A 14,895-nucleotide genomic window follows, 5' to 3' on the forward strand; every position below is an offset into this window, starting at 1 on the left:
TACGACGGGCAAGATTTGTGAAAATAATTCCGTAAATTTGTGGGAATTTTCACCGCATGACCACTGTAAACAATTTCATCGATAAAATCAGCAACGAGCAGACCGCCCTGCTTCCGGCCATCGAGTTCCGGGGGGAGATCCGCCTCGTCGAGCACGAGCGCGACATCGCCGAGGCTTGCAAGCGCCTTGCCCGAGAGCCGCTGATCGGCTTCGACACCGAGACGCGCCCCTCGTTCCGCCCCGGCGTGACGTTCCGCGTGTCGCTGCTGCAACTCTCCACGCCGACGGTCTGCTACCTCTTCCGGCTCAACCGGATTCCGCTGGCCAAACCCATCCTGCAACTGCTCGAAAGCAGCGATGTGCTCAAAATCGGCGCCGACGTGGCGGGCGACCTGCGTTCGCTGCGCCAGATCCGCCACTTCCGCGACGGGGGCTTCGTCGATCTGCAAGCCCTGGCCCCCCAATGGGGCATCGGAGAAAAAAGCCTGCGCAAACTCTCGGCCATCGTGCTGGGCCAGCGCGTCTCGAAAGCCCAGCGGCTGAGCAACTGGGAGGCCGCGACCCTCACCGACAAACAACAGCTCTACGCCGCCACCGATGCCTGGGTCTGCATCCGCATCTACGAACAGCTGCTGCGCACACCGAAAAAACCGATCCGCAAATGATACCTAAGATCTACCTGCGCCGCGGCAAGGAGGAGTCGCTCCTGCGCCGCCACCCGTGGATTTTCTCGGGGGCCATCGACCACATCGAGGCCGAGGAGGAGTCCGATTTCGCCGAAGGGGCCCTCGTCGAGGTCTACACCCGTCCGGGCGAATTCATCGCCCAGGGCCACTACCAGGTGGGCTCGATCGCCGTGCGCGTGCTCTCGTTCGAGCGGGAGCCCATCGACCAAGCGTGGTGGAACCGCCGCATCGCCGTGGCCTACGACGTGCGCCGCACGCTCTCGCTCACGGACAACCCCGCGACGACCTGCTACCGCCTCGTCCACGGCGAAGGGGATTCCCTGCCGGGGCTGGTGGTGGACATCTACGGCACGACGGCCGTCGTACAATGCCACTCGGCAGGCATGTACCACGCCCGGCAGCAGATCGCCGAAGCGCTGCGTACGGTCTACGGCGGCCGGCTCACGGCCATCTACGACAAATCGTCGCAGACGCTCCCCTTCAAGGCCGACCTCGGGGCCGTGGACGGCTACCTGTGGGGCCACGCGGAGCACTCCTCGCAGGTCGTCACGGAGAACGGCGAGCGCTTCCTCGTCAACTGGGAGAAGGGGCAGAAGACGGGATTTTTCCTCGACCAGCGCGAAAACCGCGAACTGGTGAAACGCTACGCGAAGGGCCGCACGGTGCTCAACACCTTCTGCTATACGGGCGGCTTCTCGGTCTACGCCCTTTCGGGCGGCGCCAAAGAGGTCTGCTCGGTGGACTCCTCGGAGCGCGCCGTGGCGCTGGCCGCCGAGAACATGCAGCTCAACTTCGGCGACAGCGCGGCCCACTCGGAGGTCGCCGCCGACGCCGTGGAGTACCTCAAGGACATCGGCGACCGATACGACCTCATCATCCTCGACCCGCCGGCCTTCGCCAAGCACCACAAGGTGCTGGGCAACGCCATGCAGGGCTACAAGCGGCTCAACGCCCGGGCGCTGTCGCAAATCCGCCCCGGCGGCATCCTCTTCACTTTCTCCTGTTCGCAGGCGGTGTCCAAGGAGCTGTTCCGCACGACAGTCTTTTCGGCCGCGGCCATCGCGGGGCGCAAGGTGCGCATCCTGCACCAGCTGACCCAGCCCGCCGACCACCCGATCAACATCTACCATCCCGAGGGCGAATACCTCAAAGGGCTGGTACTCTACGTAGAATAAGCCATGAAAAAACTGCTGACCTCCACCCTGCTCGCGCTCGCCGCGGCCCTGACGGCCGGGGCCCAGAGCCGCACCGAAGTCTACACCCTCCCGAGCAAGATCCTCGGCGTCGAGAAAAGCTGCACGGTCTACCTGCCCGACGGTTACGACCGCTCCGGAGAGAGCTACCCGGTGCTCTACCTGCTGCACGGCGCCAGCGGCTGCCACACCGACTGGACCCAGAAGGGCTACATGCGCCGCATCACCGACGAAACCGTCGCTTCGGGCATGGCCCGGCCGATGATCGTCGTCATGCCCGACGCCGCGGGCGAGGGCAGGAACTACACCGGCCGGCACATGGGCTATTTCGACGTTCCGGGCTGGAGCTACGAACAGTTCTTCTTCGAGGAGTTCATCCCCGCCGTCGAAAAGCACTACCGCATCGTCGGCGACAAGGCCCACCGGGCCATTTCGGGGCTCTCGATGGGCGGCGGCGGCACGGCGGTCTACGCCCTGCGCCACCCCGAAGTCTTCGGCTCGGCCTGCCCGATGAGCGGCCTTTTGGACGCCTTGCCCGGCCCGCGCAACTACGACGACGCATTCAAACAGTCCGTCGCCGACAACTCGCCCATGGCGATGCTGCGCGAAATGCCCGACGACAAGCTCGACGGCGTGCGCTCGGTCCGCTGGTGGGTGGACTGCGGCGACGACGACTTCCTCTGGAAATGCAACGTCGATTTCTACTCGCTCATGCGCGAACGGAACATCCCCCTGCAATACCGCATGCGCGACGGCGGCCACACGTGGCGCTACTGGGAAACCGTCCTGCCCGACGTGCTGATCTTCGTCTCGGCGGGATTCGGCAAATGACGACACACGAAAAAGGGCTTCCGACGGAAGCCCTTTTCGTTTCAGCGGTACAACACCGCCGCCAATGCCGCCGGATCGCCCGGCAGTCCGGGCCAGGCTGCGGAGAGTGCGGCCGCAAGCGCTCCGGCATCGGCATGCTCCGCGACGAGGGATTTCAGTTTTTCGAGATAAGCGATCTGGAACTCCACCTCGGCCGGCGTTGCGGGTGCGCCGTGCCCTCCCACGAAGAGCGTGCAGCCCGACGCCGCAGCGATTTTCAACGCCGCAAGCTGCGCATCGACCGCCTCCGGTCCCGTGATTTGAAGCGGGGATAAGTGGGCCTTCGCCGGAGCGAAATGCGTGTAGCAAACCCGGCCGCCGATCACCACGCTCGAAGCCGGAAAATCGGACGACGCACCCCGTGAGAAATCGAAGGCAACCCCGGCCCATATCCGGCGGCCTTCGGCCGGCACTTCTTCGTGCCCCGCGTGTTCACGCAGGTCTATCGCATCGCCGAACGCCGCTTTGAAGCCTTCGAGCATGCCGCCGTAAACGGCCCCCTTCGCAAATTCGGACATTCCCTCGACCAGCACGACCTGATCGGGCGCATAATCGGCCACGCCGCCCACATGATAGTCGGCCACGACCTTCACGACGGGTTTTCCCAGTCCTTTCAGGTATCCGGCAAACTCTTTCAGGTTCTCTTTGAAGAGGGGCATTTCCAGTATCACCAGTCTGTCGCGGCCTTCGACGACGGTCGTCGCATCGCCCAACGCATCCTGCGTCAGGTAGACATGAAGCCGGAACCCGTCCATGTCGTACGTCTTCACCTCACCTTTCAGCAGCGCCGCATCGCCCTGCGCTCCGAACACGCCGCCGCCTGCCAGGAGCGACACGATCCATAAAATCTTTTTCATCGCCTTAACAATTTAGAAATGAACATCGGTTACTTTTAGTAATATTATTACTATTATTTACCGCAAAGATAAGGCAACGGTTTCGGATATGCAAGAAGGCACCTGCCGATCAGTAGGTTACCCTCGTGTAACGAATATTCGGAATGAGGCGATTAAATCGGCGAAAAAAACTGAAAAAATTTCGAAGCCCGCGAGTCCTGCGTCCGCAGTTTCCGGCACGGAATCGAAAAAGCCCCTCGGGGAGGGGCCTTTCCATATTCATCTATTTCACCTTTTCGTAGACGTAAATCTCGTGAATCTCCCGGTCGTAGCCCGGATAGAATCCCCGCGGCATCCCCAGCACGATCCGCGCACCCCGGTTGGCCAGCACCAGCAGATCGTCCGTCGCGGGATCGACCGCCAGCCCCTCGATCTCGCCCGCCCGCCGGAAATCGTCCATCGAACGGAACGGCAGCACCGTGGCGCAGGACTTTCCGTCGCGCAGATCGGCGATGTAGAGGTTGTCCGGCTCGCCGAGATCGGCATCCCCGTCGTCGGCCGAGATCAGCATCCGTCCGCCGGCCATGAAAATCCCCTGCTGCCACTGCGGCACGGGACGCAAGTGCACCTTGCGCACGTATCGGCCCGTCGAAAGATCGTATCCGTAGACATAGCGCCCATCGACCCAGTCGGCCATCCAGACCATGCCTCCGTCGCGGTCCACGGCCAGTCCGCACACCTCGACCTGTCCCGACGCGGGTTCCCAGTCGATCGAACGTTTCCATTCCAGCGTGTTGGCATCGTACACCGCGACCTGGATATTCTCCCCGCGGCCGTCGTCGAAGGTCTCGATTCCGGCATAGATCTCTCCGTTCCACACGTCGATGTCGCCGATATGGTTCGCGGCCAGCGGCAGCCCCTCGAAGGGGTGCTCGTTTTTGGCCGCCAGCCGCCCCTGCTTGTCGTACTTGTAGAGCGCCGTGCTGCCCGACACGTAATAATAGGCCGAATCGGCGGCGATTCCCTGCCGTCCTTCGACCGGAATCACCCGCTTCAGGCGGTATTCCGCCCCCAACTCCTGCGCCGCAAGCGGCATCGCGGCCGCCAGCAGCAGCCCGAAAATCAACCCTTTTTTCATTTCCGTCTCCATCTTACGCCCTCTCGGGCAAAAACAGGGCCGGAGCCGCATTCCCGTCGAGGAATCCGCTCCGGCCCGGATCGAAAGCGGATCACCGCCTATTTTCGCTTCGCGCGCTGCTGGGCCTCCTGCTGACGCAGAAGCTCCTCGTAACGCTGCTGGAATTTCGATTTCTTGCCTTTCGACTTCCTCGCGGCATTGGCCTGCATGATGGCGTGTATCTTCTGGTCATCGACCATGCGGCGGATGACGAGCGTCTGCCCGATGGTGAAGAGGTTCGAAAGCAGGTAGTAGTAGCACAGACCGCTCGAATAGCTGTTGAACCAGAAGAGCATCATGATCGGCATCAGGTAGACCATCATGAACTTCATGCCGGCCATCTGGGGCTGCGACGAGGCGGTCTGCTGATAGCTGAAATAGGAGTATCCGAACAGCGACAGGGCCATCAGCAGGGCGAACAGCGACACGTGATCTCCGTAGAAGGGGATCGAGAAGGGCAGGTTCAGCACGCTGTCGTACGACGAGAGGTCGTCGGCCCACAGGAACGGCTGCTCGCGCAGCTCGATCGAGGCGGGGAAGAAGCGGAACATGGCGATCAGAATCGGCATCTGGATCAGCATCGGGATACAGCCGCCCATGGGATTGATGCCCGCCTTCTTGTAGAGCTCCATCGTCGCCTGCTGCCTTTTCATCGCATCCTCCTGCTTGGGGTATTTCTTGTTCAGCTCATCGACCTGCGGTTTGATGAGGCGCATCTTGGCCATCGAAACATAGCTCTTGTAGGTGAGCGGCGAGATCACCAGCTTCACCAGCACCACCAGAATCAGGATGATGATGCCGAAGCTGCCGATGTAGTTGCGCAGGAAGTCGAAGACCGGAATCACGCACCAGCGGTTGACCCATCCGAAAATGCCCCATCCCAGCGGCACGAGCCGTTCGAGATGGATCTCGGCGCCCTTCGAATCGTCCACCTTCTTGAGGATCGAGTACTTGTTGGGGCCGAAATAGAAGGCGAAATCATACCCTTCGGTCTGCGGCGTATAGGGCACGCCCATCTGCGCCGTGAAGGTTTTCAGCAGCGACGATTCGGGAGCCGCCGTATCGAAAGCCAGGTTCGCATAGGAGACGTTCTCCGGAGCGATGAACACCGACGAGAAGAACTGCTGCTTGAACGCCACCCACGACACCTGCGTCGAGATGTTCTTCGACTTGGCGCCGTCGCTCATGCCCAGCTCCTCGATCGACGATTCGCCCGGGAAGCGGTAAGCCAGCGTGGTGTACATGTTCTCGTTCTGAAAACCCTTCTCGTTCTGGTAGGTGGTGTTGGCCCAGTCGATCTGAATCTGGGTCTGGTTGGCCATCTCGCGGGCCATGTTCACCAGCTGCACGTCGAAATCCACGAGGTAGTCGCGTTCGGGCGACTTCGTGTCATAAATCGTGTAGCGATACTCCAGATACGCCCCTTCGGCGACCGGGAGACGCATCGCAACCACGACGCTCTCCGCACCGTCGGCGGCCGTCGTCTCCGGCTCGGCCGTGAACACATAGTCCAGCGTGTTGACCGGGATGTTCCTCAGCCCGTTTTTCACGTAAAACGAGAGCCCGAAACGCGCCGTCGCGGGGTCCATCAGCTCGATCTGCTGGTTGCGTTCGCCGCGCGGGGCGTACTTGGTGTAGTCTTTCAGCGTGACGCCCGTGATCTGGCCGCCGCGGGTCGAGAAACGCACCGCTATCACGTCGTTCTCCACCGTGAACTCCTCGGGTTCCGCCTCGCGGGCATTCGCCAGCGACTCGCCCAGCGTCTCCACTTGGCGTTCACGCGCCGCGGCCGCAGCCTCCTCGGCCGTCATTTCGGGCTGCACTTCGCCTGAGGCCGTCGAATCGGCAGCCGGAACCGCGGGCCGCGTCGCGCGGGCCACCGAGTCCATATAGGCGTCATACGCCTCTTTCTTTTCGAGATATTCTTTCTGCTGCTTGCTGTTGATGTAGGCGAATCCCAAAAAGAGGACCGCCACGACGGCAATGCCGATAATTGATTTCTTATCCATTAAAATACTGTTCCTTTTTTCTTTTCAGGAGGTGATTACTTCTTCTCCGCATAGGCCAGCGCGGCTTTCACGAAAGCCACGAAGAGCGGCGAAGGACTCAGCACGGTGCTCTTGTACTCGGGATGGTACTGCACGCCGACGAACCACGGATGGTTCTCGACCTCGACGGCCTCCACCAGATTGGTGTCGGGGTTGACGCCCACGGCCTTCATGCCGGCGGCCTCGAACTGCGCCAGATAGTCGTTGTTGAACTCGTAGCGGTGACGGTGACGCTCCGAAATATTGAGCTTTCCGTAGGCCGCAGCGACCTTCGAACCCTTCTTCAGCGTACAGGGATAGGCGCCCAGACGCATCGTGCCGCCCTTGGCCGTCACGCCCTTCTGCTCCTCCATCAGGTCGATCACCGGATGGGCCGTCGCCTGCTCCATCTCGCTCGAATTGGCGTCGGAAAGTCCCATCACGTGACGCGCGAACTCGATCACGGCGCACTGCATGCCCAGGCAGATGCCCAGGAACGGAATGCCGTTCTCACGGGCGAAACGCACGGCCTCGATCTTGCCCTCGATGCCGCGGTTGCCGAAGCCCGGGGCCACCAGAATACCCGACATCCTGCCCAGCAGCGAGGCGGCCGTCTCGGCGGTGACCTTCTCCGAATTGACATAGCGGAGCTTCACCTTGCAGTCGTTGACGGCCCCGGCGTGAATGAACGATTCGCTGATCGACTTGTAGGCGTCGGGCAGCTCGGTGTACTTGCCCACCAGCGCGATTTCGATCTTCTTCGACGGGTGCTTGATCTTGCCCACGAAAGCGCTCCAGGCGGCCATATCCGGCTCCTTGTCGGCCGGGAGGTTCAGCTTGTCCAGCACCACTTCGTCCAAGTGCTGTTCGTGCATCTTGATCGGCACCTCGTAGATCGTCGGCACGTCGATCGACTCCATCACGGCGTTGGCATCGACGTTGCAGAACAGCGCGACCTTGCGTTTGAGCGCCGAGGTCAGCGTATGTTCGGCGCGCAGCACGAGAATGTCGGGCTGGAGCCCGTTCTCCAGCAGCGCCTTCACGGAGTGCTGCGTGGGTTTGGTCTTCATCTCGCCCGAAGCGGCCATATAGGGGATCAGCGTCAGATGCACCAGCGCCGTGTTCTTGTGCCCCAGCGAGTAGCGCAGCTGGCGCACCGATTCGATGAACGGCTGCGACTCGATGTCGCCCACCGTGCCGCCGATCTCGGTGATGATGACGTCGTATTTCTTGGTCTGCGCCAGCAGCTGGATGCGGCGTTTGATCTCGTCGGTGATGTGGGGAATGACCTGCACGGTCTTGCCCAGGTACTCGCCCTTGCGCTCCTTCTCGATGACGCTCTTGTAGATGCGGCCCGTCGTGACGTTGTTGGCCTTCGACGTGGGCTGGTTCGTGAAGCGTTCGTAGTGTCCCAGGTCGAGGTCCGTCTCGGCGCCGTCCTCGGTGACGTAACATTCGCCGTGCTCATAGGGGTTGAGCGTTCCGGGATCGACGTTGATGTAGGGGTCGAGCTTCTGAATGGTCACCGAATAGCCGCGTGCCTGCAACAGACGTGCGATCGAGGCCGAAATAATACCCTTTCCGAGCGACGATGCGACACCGCCCGTTACGAATATGTACTTGGGTTTGGAGAGTTTCATTACTGTATTGACTATTTGTTTTCGTTGTTCTGTTCTTCCTGGTCCTGTTTGTCGATCAGCTTCACCTTCTCGATGGCCGCCGCCATCTCCTCGCGGGCGCGGTCGATCTTCGCCCGCACGTCGGCCACCAGCGCCTCGGCGTTCTTCGACTTGGCGAAGAACCCGATGTTGTTCTCCAGCAGGGCGATCTCCTGCTCCAGCTGGCGCACCTTGTTGTACAGACGCTCGCGCTCCGTGCGCAGACGGCGGTCGCCCGACGCTTTGAGCGACGAGACCTTCTCGCGGAAGCGACCCATCGAGCGGTCGCGCTCCGAGCCGCGCAGCGTGTTGAACAGCTCATCGACGGCGGCCTTGTATTTCTTCTGAATGCTGTCCTTCTGCTTGATGGGCACGAATCCGATCTCGCCCCAGCGGCGCTGGAACTCGCGGATCACCTCGTAACCGCCGGCCTTCACGTCGGCCTCGGCCATTTCGGCCAGCAGGGCGAGTTTCTTCTGCAAATTCTCCTCGTGTTCGCCGTCAACGCTTGCGAAGTGCGACGCCTTACGCTCGAAGAACTTGTCGCAGGCGGCGCGGAAACGCTTCCAAACGGCATCCGAATGACGCCGCGACACCGCCCCGATCTGCTTCCAGCGGGCTTGCAGGGCGATCAGTTCGTCGGTGGCCTTCTTCCACTCCTCGCTGTTCATCAGCGACTCGGCAGCCTCGCAGATCTCGGTCTTCAGCTGGAGGTTGTGCTCCATCTCGGTCTTCATCCCGGCATAGAACTGCCGCTTGGCCTCGAAGAATCGGTCGCATGCCGTGCGGAAACGCTCGTAGATGCGGTTGTTGTCCTTCTTGGGGGCGAATCCGATGGTCTTCCAGGTCTTCTGAATCTCCAGCAGACGGTCGCTGGCCTTGTTCCACTCCTTGCGGGTGGTCAGCGGCTGCGCCGCGAGCTCCTCGGTCGCGGCGCAAAGCTCGGTTTTGAGTTCGAGATTGCGGACCTGCTCGCCCTTCAACGCCTCGAAATGCTCCTGATGCTGTTTGTTGATGCGGCTCGACGCGGCCTTGAAACGCTCCCAGAGCGCCTCCTTGTATTCGTTGGCCACGGGACCCGTCTCGCGCCACTCGTCGTGGAGTTTCTGCAACTTGCGGAACGCCTCGACCACCGAAGGTTCGAGGATCAGCGCCTCGGCCTGCTCGCAGAGGGCGACCTTCTGCTCGTAGTTCTTTTTCAGGTCGAGATCGCGCAGCTCCTTGTTGATCTTGATGAAATTGTAGAAATTCTCGACGTGGAGGTTATAGGTCTCCCACAGGTCTTTGACATACTGCTGAGGCACGATGCCGGTCTCCTTCCAGCGCTGCTGGAGTTCGCGGAACTTGTTGAACGTATGGTTGAGCGTCTCGTCCGAGTTGACCAGCTCCTTCAGCTCCTCGATGATCGCCTGCTTGACCTTCAGATTGGCCTCTTTTTCGGCTTCGAGATTGGCGATGAAGGCGTCGCGGCGCTGACGGTATATCTTGAACTGCTCCTTGAGCTGCACTTCGGCTCCGTCCACCGACGGGGCGAAATCCTCCTCGGCGCCGCCCTCCTCGATGAAACGGCGGCGTGCGGCCTCGACCTCGGCGCGGCGGATGCGGTAGAAGGCGATTTTCAGCGCCTCGACATCCCGGCGGATCGACTGCACGGGCTGCTCTTCGAGCATCCGGGCGAACAGCGCCACCAACTCCTCCTTGCCTTTGCCGGCGAACTTGTCCGCGGTATCGGGCGTCTCTCCGGCCAGACGGTCGGCGGCCTCCTCCTCGGGCGTTTCGTCCTCGATCTCCAGTCCGGCGTTCTGCGCGGCGAGCGCAGCCTCCTCGTCGGCGAAATCCACCTGCACGTCGGCCGGCGCAGCCTCTTCGGCGGCTTCGGCCACGGGTTCCACCGCAGGCTGGATGCGGGCGCGCTTCGCCCGCGGAGCGGCCTCCTCGGCAGGGGCTTCCTCCTCGGCAGGGGCTTCTTCCGCCCCGGCAGGCGCCTCGGCAGGTTCGGTCTCCCCGGCGGCCGCTTCGGCGGGAGTCTCCGCAACAGGAGCGGTTTCCGCTTCGGCAGGCGCCTCGGCGGCAGGATTCGGGGTTTCGGGGACTTCGGCAGTCACGGCAGGGGTCGCTTGCACATCTTCAGCCGCAGGGCTGACAGGCTCTTCGGGAGCAGGAAGTGTCGGTTTTTCAGTAGCCATCTCAGTACGCATTTTTGGTTCCCGTATATATACGGGGAGTCTATAAATCTCGCAAATGTAACCATTTTATGCGGAATCCGGAAATGATTTCACCAAAAGATGCAACAACGCCGCCATCCGGAAGAGTGAAATTCCCGAATCCCGGTGCGGCGGCGCGGTTTTCCGGCGATTTCCGGTTCGCCGTCAGCATTTGCGCCCCTTGGCGGCGAGACGTTTGGGCGCAGCCTGACGCCTCGTCGTGACGGGACGCGCCCCGCGGCGCACGCTTCGGGTTCCGCCGCGCCGGGGCTTCTCCCACGCCGCAGCCTCGGCGAAACGCTGGAAAGCCTCCCAGTCGAAGGCTTCGTTGCCGCCCGCCGGGGGCACGTTCCAGTCGTTCGCAGTCCGTTTCCGGCCCCGCTTCTCCGGGCGGCCCTCCTTCGGAGTCTCCTCCTCCGGACGGCTCTCTCTCGGACGGCTCTCCTCCTCTGCAACCTCGGCCGCATCCCTGCGGCTCCGTTCCGCGGCCTGCGGCGCAGGCTCCGCATCCCGGCGGCGGCTCCGCTTCTCGGGACGGGATTCGCCCGGCTCCGGTTTCGCCCCTGCGGCCGCATCCTCGCGGTCGATCCGGGCGATGCGGCGGCGTCCGCCCGAGGCGTTGAGCCGGCTCACGACGCTCTCGGCGTCGCTGAACGGCACGCTCACCAGCGAATAATTCTCGAAGAGACGCACGTCGTCGATATGCTTGTCGCGCAGCCCGCATTTGCGCTTGAGCATCTCGACCAGCTTGCGGCCCGAATAGCCGTCGCGTGTCCCGAGGGTCAGGAACAGCCGGGTCCTGCCCTTGCGGTCCACCGAGAACGAACGGATCTCGGGATAGCTGCTCTGGTCCAGTTCGCTGCGGAACGCCAGCCGGAGCAAAGCCCCCAGCGCCACGTCGGGCGCATAGGTTTCGAGCAGCTCGGCGGCATAGTCGGCATAGTCGCCGTAAGACTCGCTCTCGACGATCTCCCGCAGCTCCTCTTTGATTTTGGCGCGCTTCATCGCCACGATGTCCTGCGGCGAGGGGAGCGTCTCGCGCCGGATGTCGGCCTTGATGTCGCGCATCATCCAGTTGAAACGCCGCAGCTCGGCGCCCGAAATGAAGGTGATGGCCGTGCCCTCGCGCCCGGCGCGGCCCGTACGGCCGATGCGGTGGACATAGCTCTCCGAATCCTGCGGCAGCGAGTAGTTGATGACGTGCGAAAGGTTCGACACGTCGATGCCGCGCGCCGCAACGTCGGTGGCCACCAGGATGTTGACCGTCCGGTCGCGGAACTTGCGCAGGATCTTTTCGCGCTGGGCCTGCGACACGTCACCGTGCAGCCCCTCGGCAGCGTAGCCGTGCGCTGCGAGGCGCGTCGCCACCTCGTCCGCGCCGATCTTCGTGCGGCAGAAGACGATGCCGTAAAAATCCGGCTCGATGTCGATGATGCGCGTCAGGGCGTCGAACTTGTCGGCCTCGCGCACCTCGAAATAGATCTGGTTCGTCAGATCGGCGGTCAGGTGCTGCGACTCGATGCGCAGCATCTCCGTATCGCGCATGTAAGCCTCCGACAGCCGGACGATCCGTTCGGGCATCGTGGCCGAGAAGAGCAGCACGCGGCGGTCGGCGCCCGTATGATTCATGATCTCTTCGACATCTTCGAGAAAACCCATGTCGAGCATCTCGTCGGCCTCGTCCAGCACCAGGAAACGGACCTTGTCGAGTTTGAGCGTGCCGCGGCGGATGTGGTCCAGCACGCGGCCCGGGGTCCCCACGACGATGTCCACGCCGCGCGACAGACGGCGCAGCTGCTCGCTCATGGCGGCCCCTCCGTAGATGGCCGTGATCGAGAGCCGCCGCCCGGCGTTGAAGCTCAGGAGCTCTTCGGCGGCCTGCACGGCCAGTTCGCGCGTCGGGACGAGGACGAGGGCCTGCACCCCGTCGGCCGAATGTTCGGTCTGCTGGAGTATCGGCAGTCCGAAAGCGGCGGTCTTGCCCGTGCCGGTCTGGGATTGTGCTATGATGTCGTTTCCGCCGGAGAGCAGGCGGGGAATCGTGAGTCGTTGAATGGATGTGGGAGTTTCGAACCCTTTTGCGCGGACCGCTTCGAGCATCTGCTCGCTGAGGCCCAATGTGCTGAAATCAGCTTCGTTGGTCATACGGATATATTTGAAAGGCCAAAGGTACGACAATTTATTGGATTTTTCGCCGGAAAATCACTATCTTCGCAGAGTTATCCGCACGACGGCCCCGCAAGAGGGTCCGCCGAACCTGAAACCGACAACTATGAGTCATCGCATCCTGCTGGTTGACGACGAGATCGACATTCTCGAATTCGTCCGTTACAACCTCGTCCGCGAGGGTTACGAGGTTTTCACGGCCCAGAACGGCGCCGAGGCGCTCGAAAAGGCCGCCGAATGCCGTCCGCACCTGATTCTGCTCGACATGATGATGCCGGTGATGGACGGTGCGCAGACCTGCCGAGCCATCCGCGAAAACCCCGTGCTGAAAGACACGATGGTGGTTTTCCTCTCGGCGCTGGGCGAGGAGCAGCAGCAGCTGGCGGGCTTCGGCGTGGGAGCCGACGACTACCTCACGAAGCCGATCAAGATGAAGCTGCTGGTGAGCCGCGTGCAGGCGATTCTCAAACGCATCGACGCCGACGCGGCCCCCGCCGCACCGCCGGCCCCGGGCATCACGATCGACCGCGACCGCTACACCGTGATCCGCGACGGGCGGGAAATCGCCCTGCCGCGCAAGGAATTCGCGCTGCTCGACCTGCTCTGCTCGTCGCCGGGGCGGCTGATCCCGCGGGAGGAGATCTACGCCAAGATCTGGGGCACGGAGGTGGTCGTAGGCGACCGCACGATCGATGTCCACATCCGCAAGCTGCGCCAGAAGATCGGCGACGAACGCATCGTGACGGTCAAGGGCGTGGGATATAAATATGAACCTTGAAACAAAAGGTGAAAAGTGAAAATCGGATTGTCATTCCGAGGAGGGCCGAAGGACCGACGCGGGAATCTGCTGAACGCGTTGTGAGGTTACGACCTTTGATCGGATTGCCGCGTCGCTACGCTCCTCGCAATGACGGGAGGGGGGGGGCTTGTCGCACGCAACCGAACCAGTTTGTCCGGACGAAGCAATTGTGAATCGTGAATTATGAATTGTGAATCGAAAAAATACCGCCGCATCGTCATCAAGATCGGCAGCAACGTGCTGACCCGCGAAGACGGACGGCCCGACACCACACGCATCTCGGCGCTCGTGGACCAGATCGCAGGGCTCTACCGCGCGGGCGTCGAGGTGATCCTCGTCTCGTCGGGGGCCGTGGCCTCGGGCCGCAGCGTCCTCGAACCCCGGGTCGGGCGCATCGACACCGTTTCGGCGCGCCAGCTCTTCTCGGCCGTCGGGCAGGTGAAGCTGCTGAACCGCTATTACGACCTCTTCAACGAATACGGCATCGTCTGCGGGCAGGTGCTCACCACCAAGGAGAGCCTCTCCACGCGGCGCCAGTACCTCAACCAGCGCAACTGCATGGAGGCGATGCTCGCCGCGGGCGTCGTCCCGATCGTCAACGAGAACGACACCATCTCGGTCACCGAACTGATGTTCACCGACAACGACGAACTCTCGGGCCTCGTGGCCGCGATGATGGACACCGAGGCGCTCATCATCCTGAGCAACATCGACGGCATCTACGACGGATCGCCCGCGGACCCCGCGTCACAGGTCATCCGCCGCGTGGCTCCGGGCCGCGACCTCTCGCAGTATATCGACACCGCACGCTCCTCGCGCGGCCGCGGGGGCATGACGACCAAAAGCCGCATCTCGTCGCGCGTCGCGGGCGAGGGCATCGAGGTCGTGATCGCCAACGGCCGCCGCGACGGCATCCTGACCGATCTGGTCCTCACGGGCCGCGATGTCGTGTGCACACGCTTCGAGGCGGCGCCCCGCCCCGCTTCGGGGGTCAAGAAGTGGATCGCCAGCAGCGAGGGCTTCGCCAAGGGGGCCCTGCACCTCGACGCCGGAGCCGCCGCGGCCATTTCGCAGAGCAAGGCCGCGAGCATCCTCGCCGTGGGGGTCACCGCCGTCGAGGGGGAGTTCGAGCGCGACGACATCGTGCGCATCCTCTCGCCCGAAGGCGCGCCGCTGGGCGTGGGCCGCATCTCGTGCGACAGCGCCACGGCCCGCCGCAACCTGGGCCGCAAGGGCCTCAAGCCGCTGATTCACTGCGATTACCTATATCTGGAATAAA

At 62.6% G+C, this 14,895-nt stretch carries 11 protein-coding genes; 5 read left to right on the top strand and 6 right to left on the bottom strand.

Annotated elements, in window-relative coordinates; translation table 11 throughout:
- Positions 1-56: 56 nt before the first annotated feature.
- Genes WMO46_RS11385 through WMO46_RS11395 form a run of 3 tightly spaced genes read left to right on the top strand, consistent with a single transcriptional unit; the run spans position 57 to position 2,710 of the window.
- Positions 57-665: a 3'-5' exonuclease gene (locus WMO46_RS11385; protein ID WP_129651817.1), complete on the top strand. Its 609-nt coding sequence runs from the start codon at positions 57-59 to the stop codon at positions 663-665.
- The gene (locus WMO46_RS11390; protein WP_349094399.1) at positions 662-1,861 is read left to right on the top strand and encodes a class I SAM-dependent rRNA methyltransferase; all 1,200 of its coding nucleotides are present in this window, start codon (positions 662-664) and stop codon (positions 1,859-1,861) included. The genes WMO46_RS11385 and WMO46_RS11390 overlap by 4 nt, the downstream gene beginning before the upstream one ends.
- A 3-nt stretch (positions 1,862-1,864) precedes the next feature.
- The gene (locus WMO46_RS11395) at positions 1,865-2,710 is read left to right on the top strand and encodes an alpha/beta hydrolase (protein ID WP_278963197.1); all 846 of its coding nucleotides are present in this window, start codon (positions 1,865-1,867) and stop codon (positions 2,708-2,710) included.
- 41 nt (positions 2,711-2,751) lie between these two features.
- Here the strand turns inward: WMO46_RS11395 and WMO46_RS11400 are convergent, their stop codons facing one another.
- From WMO46_RS11400 to WMO46_RS11425, 6 genes are all read right to left on the bottom strand, one after another.
- Positions 2,752-3,606 (bottom strand): hypothetical protein, encoded by an 855-nt coding sequence (locus tag WMO46_RS11400; protein ID WP_278963199.1) that lies wholly within the window; start codon positions 3,604-3,606, stop codon positions 2,752-2,754.
- 262 nt (positions 3,607-3,868) lie between these two features.
- Entirely contained in the window at positions 3,869-4,723 is an 855-nt protein-coding gene (locus WMO46_RS11405; protein ID WP_276761924.1) for a YncE family protein, read from the bottom strand.
- Between the two features lie 98 nt (positions 4,724-4,821).
- Entirely contained in the window at positions 4,822-6,771 is a 1,950-nt protein-coding gene (gene yidC, locus WMO46_RS11410) for a membrane protein insertase YidC (protein ID WP_349094400.1), read from the bottom strand.
- A gap of 35 nt (positions 6,772-6,806) precedes the next feature.
- Positions 6,807-8,429: a CTP synthase gene (locus WMO46_RS11415; protein ID WP_196016471.1), complete on the bottom strand. Its 1,623-nt coding sequence runs from the start codon at positions 8,427-8,429 to the stop codon at positions 6,807-6,809.
- An 11-nt stretch (positions 8,430-8,440) separates the two neighbouring features.
- Entirely contained in the window at positions 8,441-10,633 is a 2,193-nt protein-coding gene (locus WMO46_RS11420) for a DUF349 domain-containing protein (RefSeq protein WP_349094401.1), read from the bottom strand.
- Between the two features lie 183 nt (positions 10,634-10,816).
- Positions 10,817-12,796 carry a DEAD/DEAH box helicase gene (locus WMO46_RS11425; RefSeq protein WP_349094402.1) on the bottom strand — a complete coding sequence of 660 codons (1,980 nt, stop codon included), beginning with the start codon at positions 12,794-12,796 and terminating at the stop codon, positions 10,817-10,819.
- 127 nt (positions 12,797-12,923) lie between these two features.
- On the opposite strand from WMO46_RS11425, the gene WMO46_RS11430 reads away from it, so the two are divergent.
- Together WMO46_RS11430 and proB are read left to right on the top strand one after the other, a co-directional pair.
- The gene (locus WMO46_RS11430) at positions 12,924-13,595 is read left to right on the top strand and encodes a response regulator transcription factor (RefSeq protein WP_129651810.1); all 672 of its coding nucleotides are present in this window, start codon (positions 12,924-12,926) and stop codon (positions 13,593-13,595) included.
- A gap of 204 nt (positions 13,596-13,799) precedes the next feature.
- On the top strand, positions 13,800-14,894 hold the full coding sequence (gene proB / locus WMO46_RS11435; RefSeq protein WP_349094403.1) for a glutamate 5-kinase: 1,095 nt from the start codon (positions 13,800-13,802) through the stop codon (positions 14,892-14,894).
- Position 14,895 lies beyond the last annotated feature (1 nt).

This window comes from Alistipes intestinihominis (genome assembly GCF_040095975.1).
Taxonomy (GTDB): Bacteria; Bacteroidota; Bacteroidia; order Bacteroidales; family Rikenellaceae; genus Alistipes; species Alistipes senegalensis.

Coding starts and splice junctions, on each gene's coding strand:
- WMO46_RS11385 (WP_129651817.1), top strand. CDS start 57: ATGACCACTGTAAACAATTTCATCGATAAAATCAGCAACGAGCAGACC.
- WMO46_RS11390 (WP_349094399.1), top strand. CDS start 662: ATGATACCTAAGATCTACCTGCGCCGCGGCAAGGAGGAGTCGCTCCTG.
- WMO46_RS11395 (WP_278963197.1), top strand. CDS start 1,865: ATGAAAAAACTGCTGACCTCCACCCTGCTCGCGCTCGCCGCGGCCCTG.
- WMO46_RS11400 (WP_278963199.1), bottom strand. CDS start 3,606: ATGAAAAAGATTTTATGGATCGTGTCGCTCCTGGCAGGCGGCGGCGTG.
- WMO46_RS11405 (WP_276761924.1), bottom strand. CDS start 4,723: ATGAAAAAAGGGTTGATTTTCGGGCTGCTGCTGGCGGCCGCGATGCCG.
- yidC (WP_349094400.1), bottom strand. CDS start 6,771: ATGGATAAGAAATCAATTATCGGCATTGCCGTCGTGGCGGTCCTCTTT.
- WMO46_RS11415 (WP_196016471.1), bottom strand. CDS start 8,429: ATGAAACTCTCCAAACCCAAGTACATATTCGTAACGGGCGGTGTCGCA.
- WMO46_RS11420 (WP_349094401.1), bottom strand. CDS start 10,633: ATGGCTACTGAAAAACCGACACTTCCTGCTCCCGAAGAGCCTGTCAGC.
- WMO46_RS11425 (WP_349094402.1), bottom strand. CDS start 12,796: ATGACCAACGAAGCTGATTTCAGCACATTGGGCCTCAGCGAGCAGATG.
- WMO46_RS11430 (WP_129651810.1), top strand. CDS start 12,924: ATGAGTCATCGCATCCTGCTGGTTGACGACGAGATCGACATTCTCGAA.
- proB (WP_349094403.1), top strand. CDS start 13,800: ATGAATTGTGAATCGAAAAAATACCGCCGCATCGTCATCAAGATCGGC.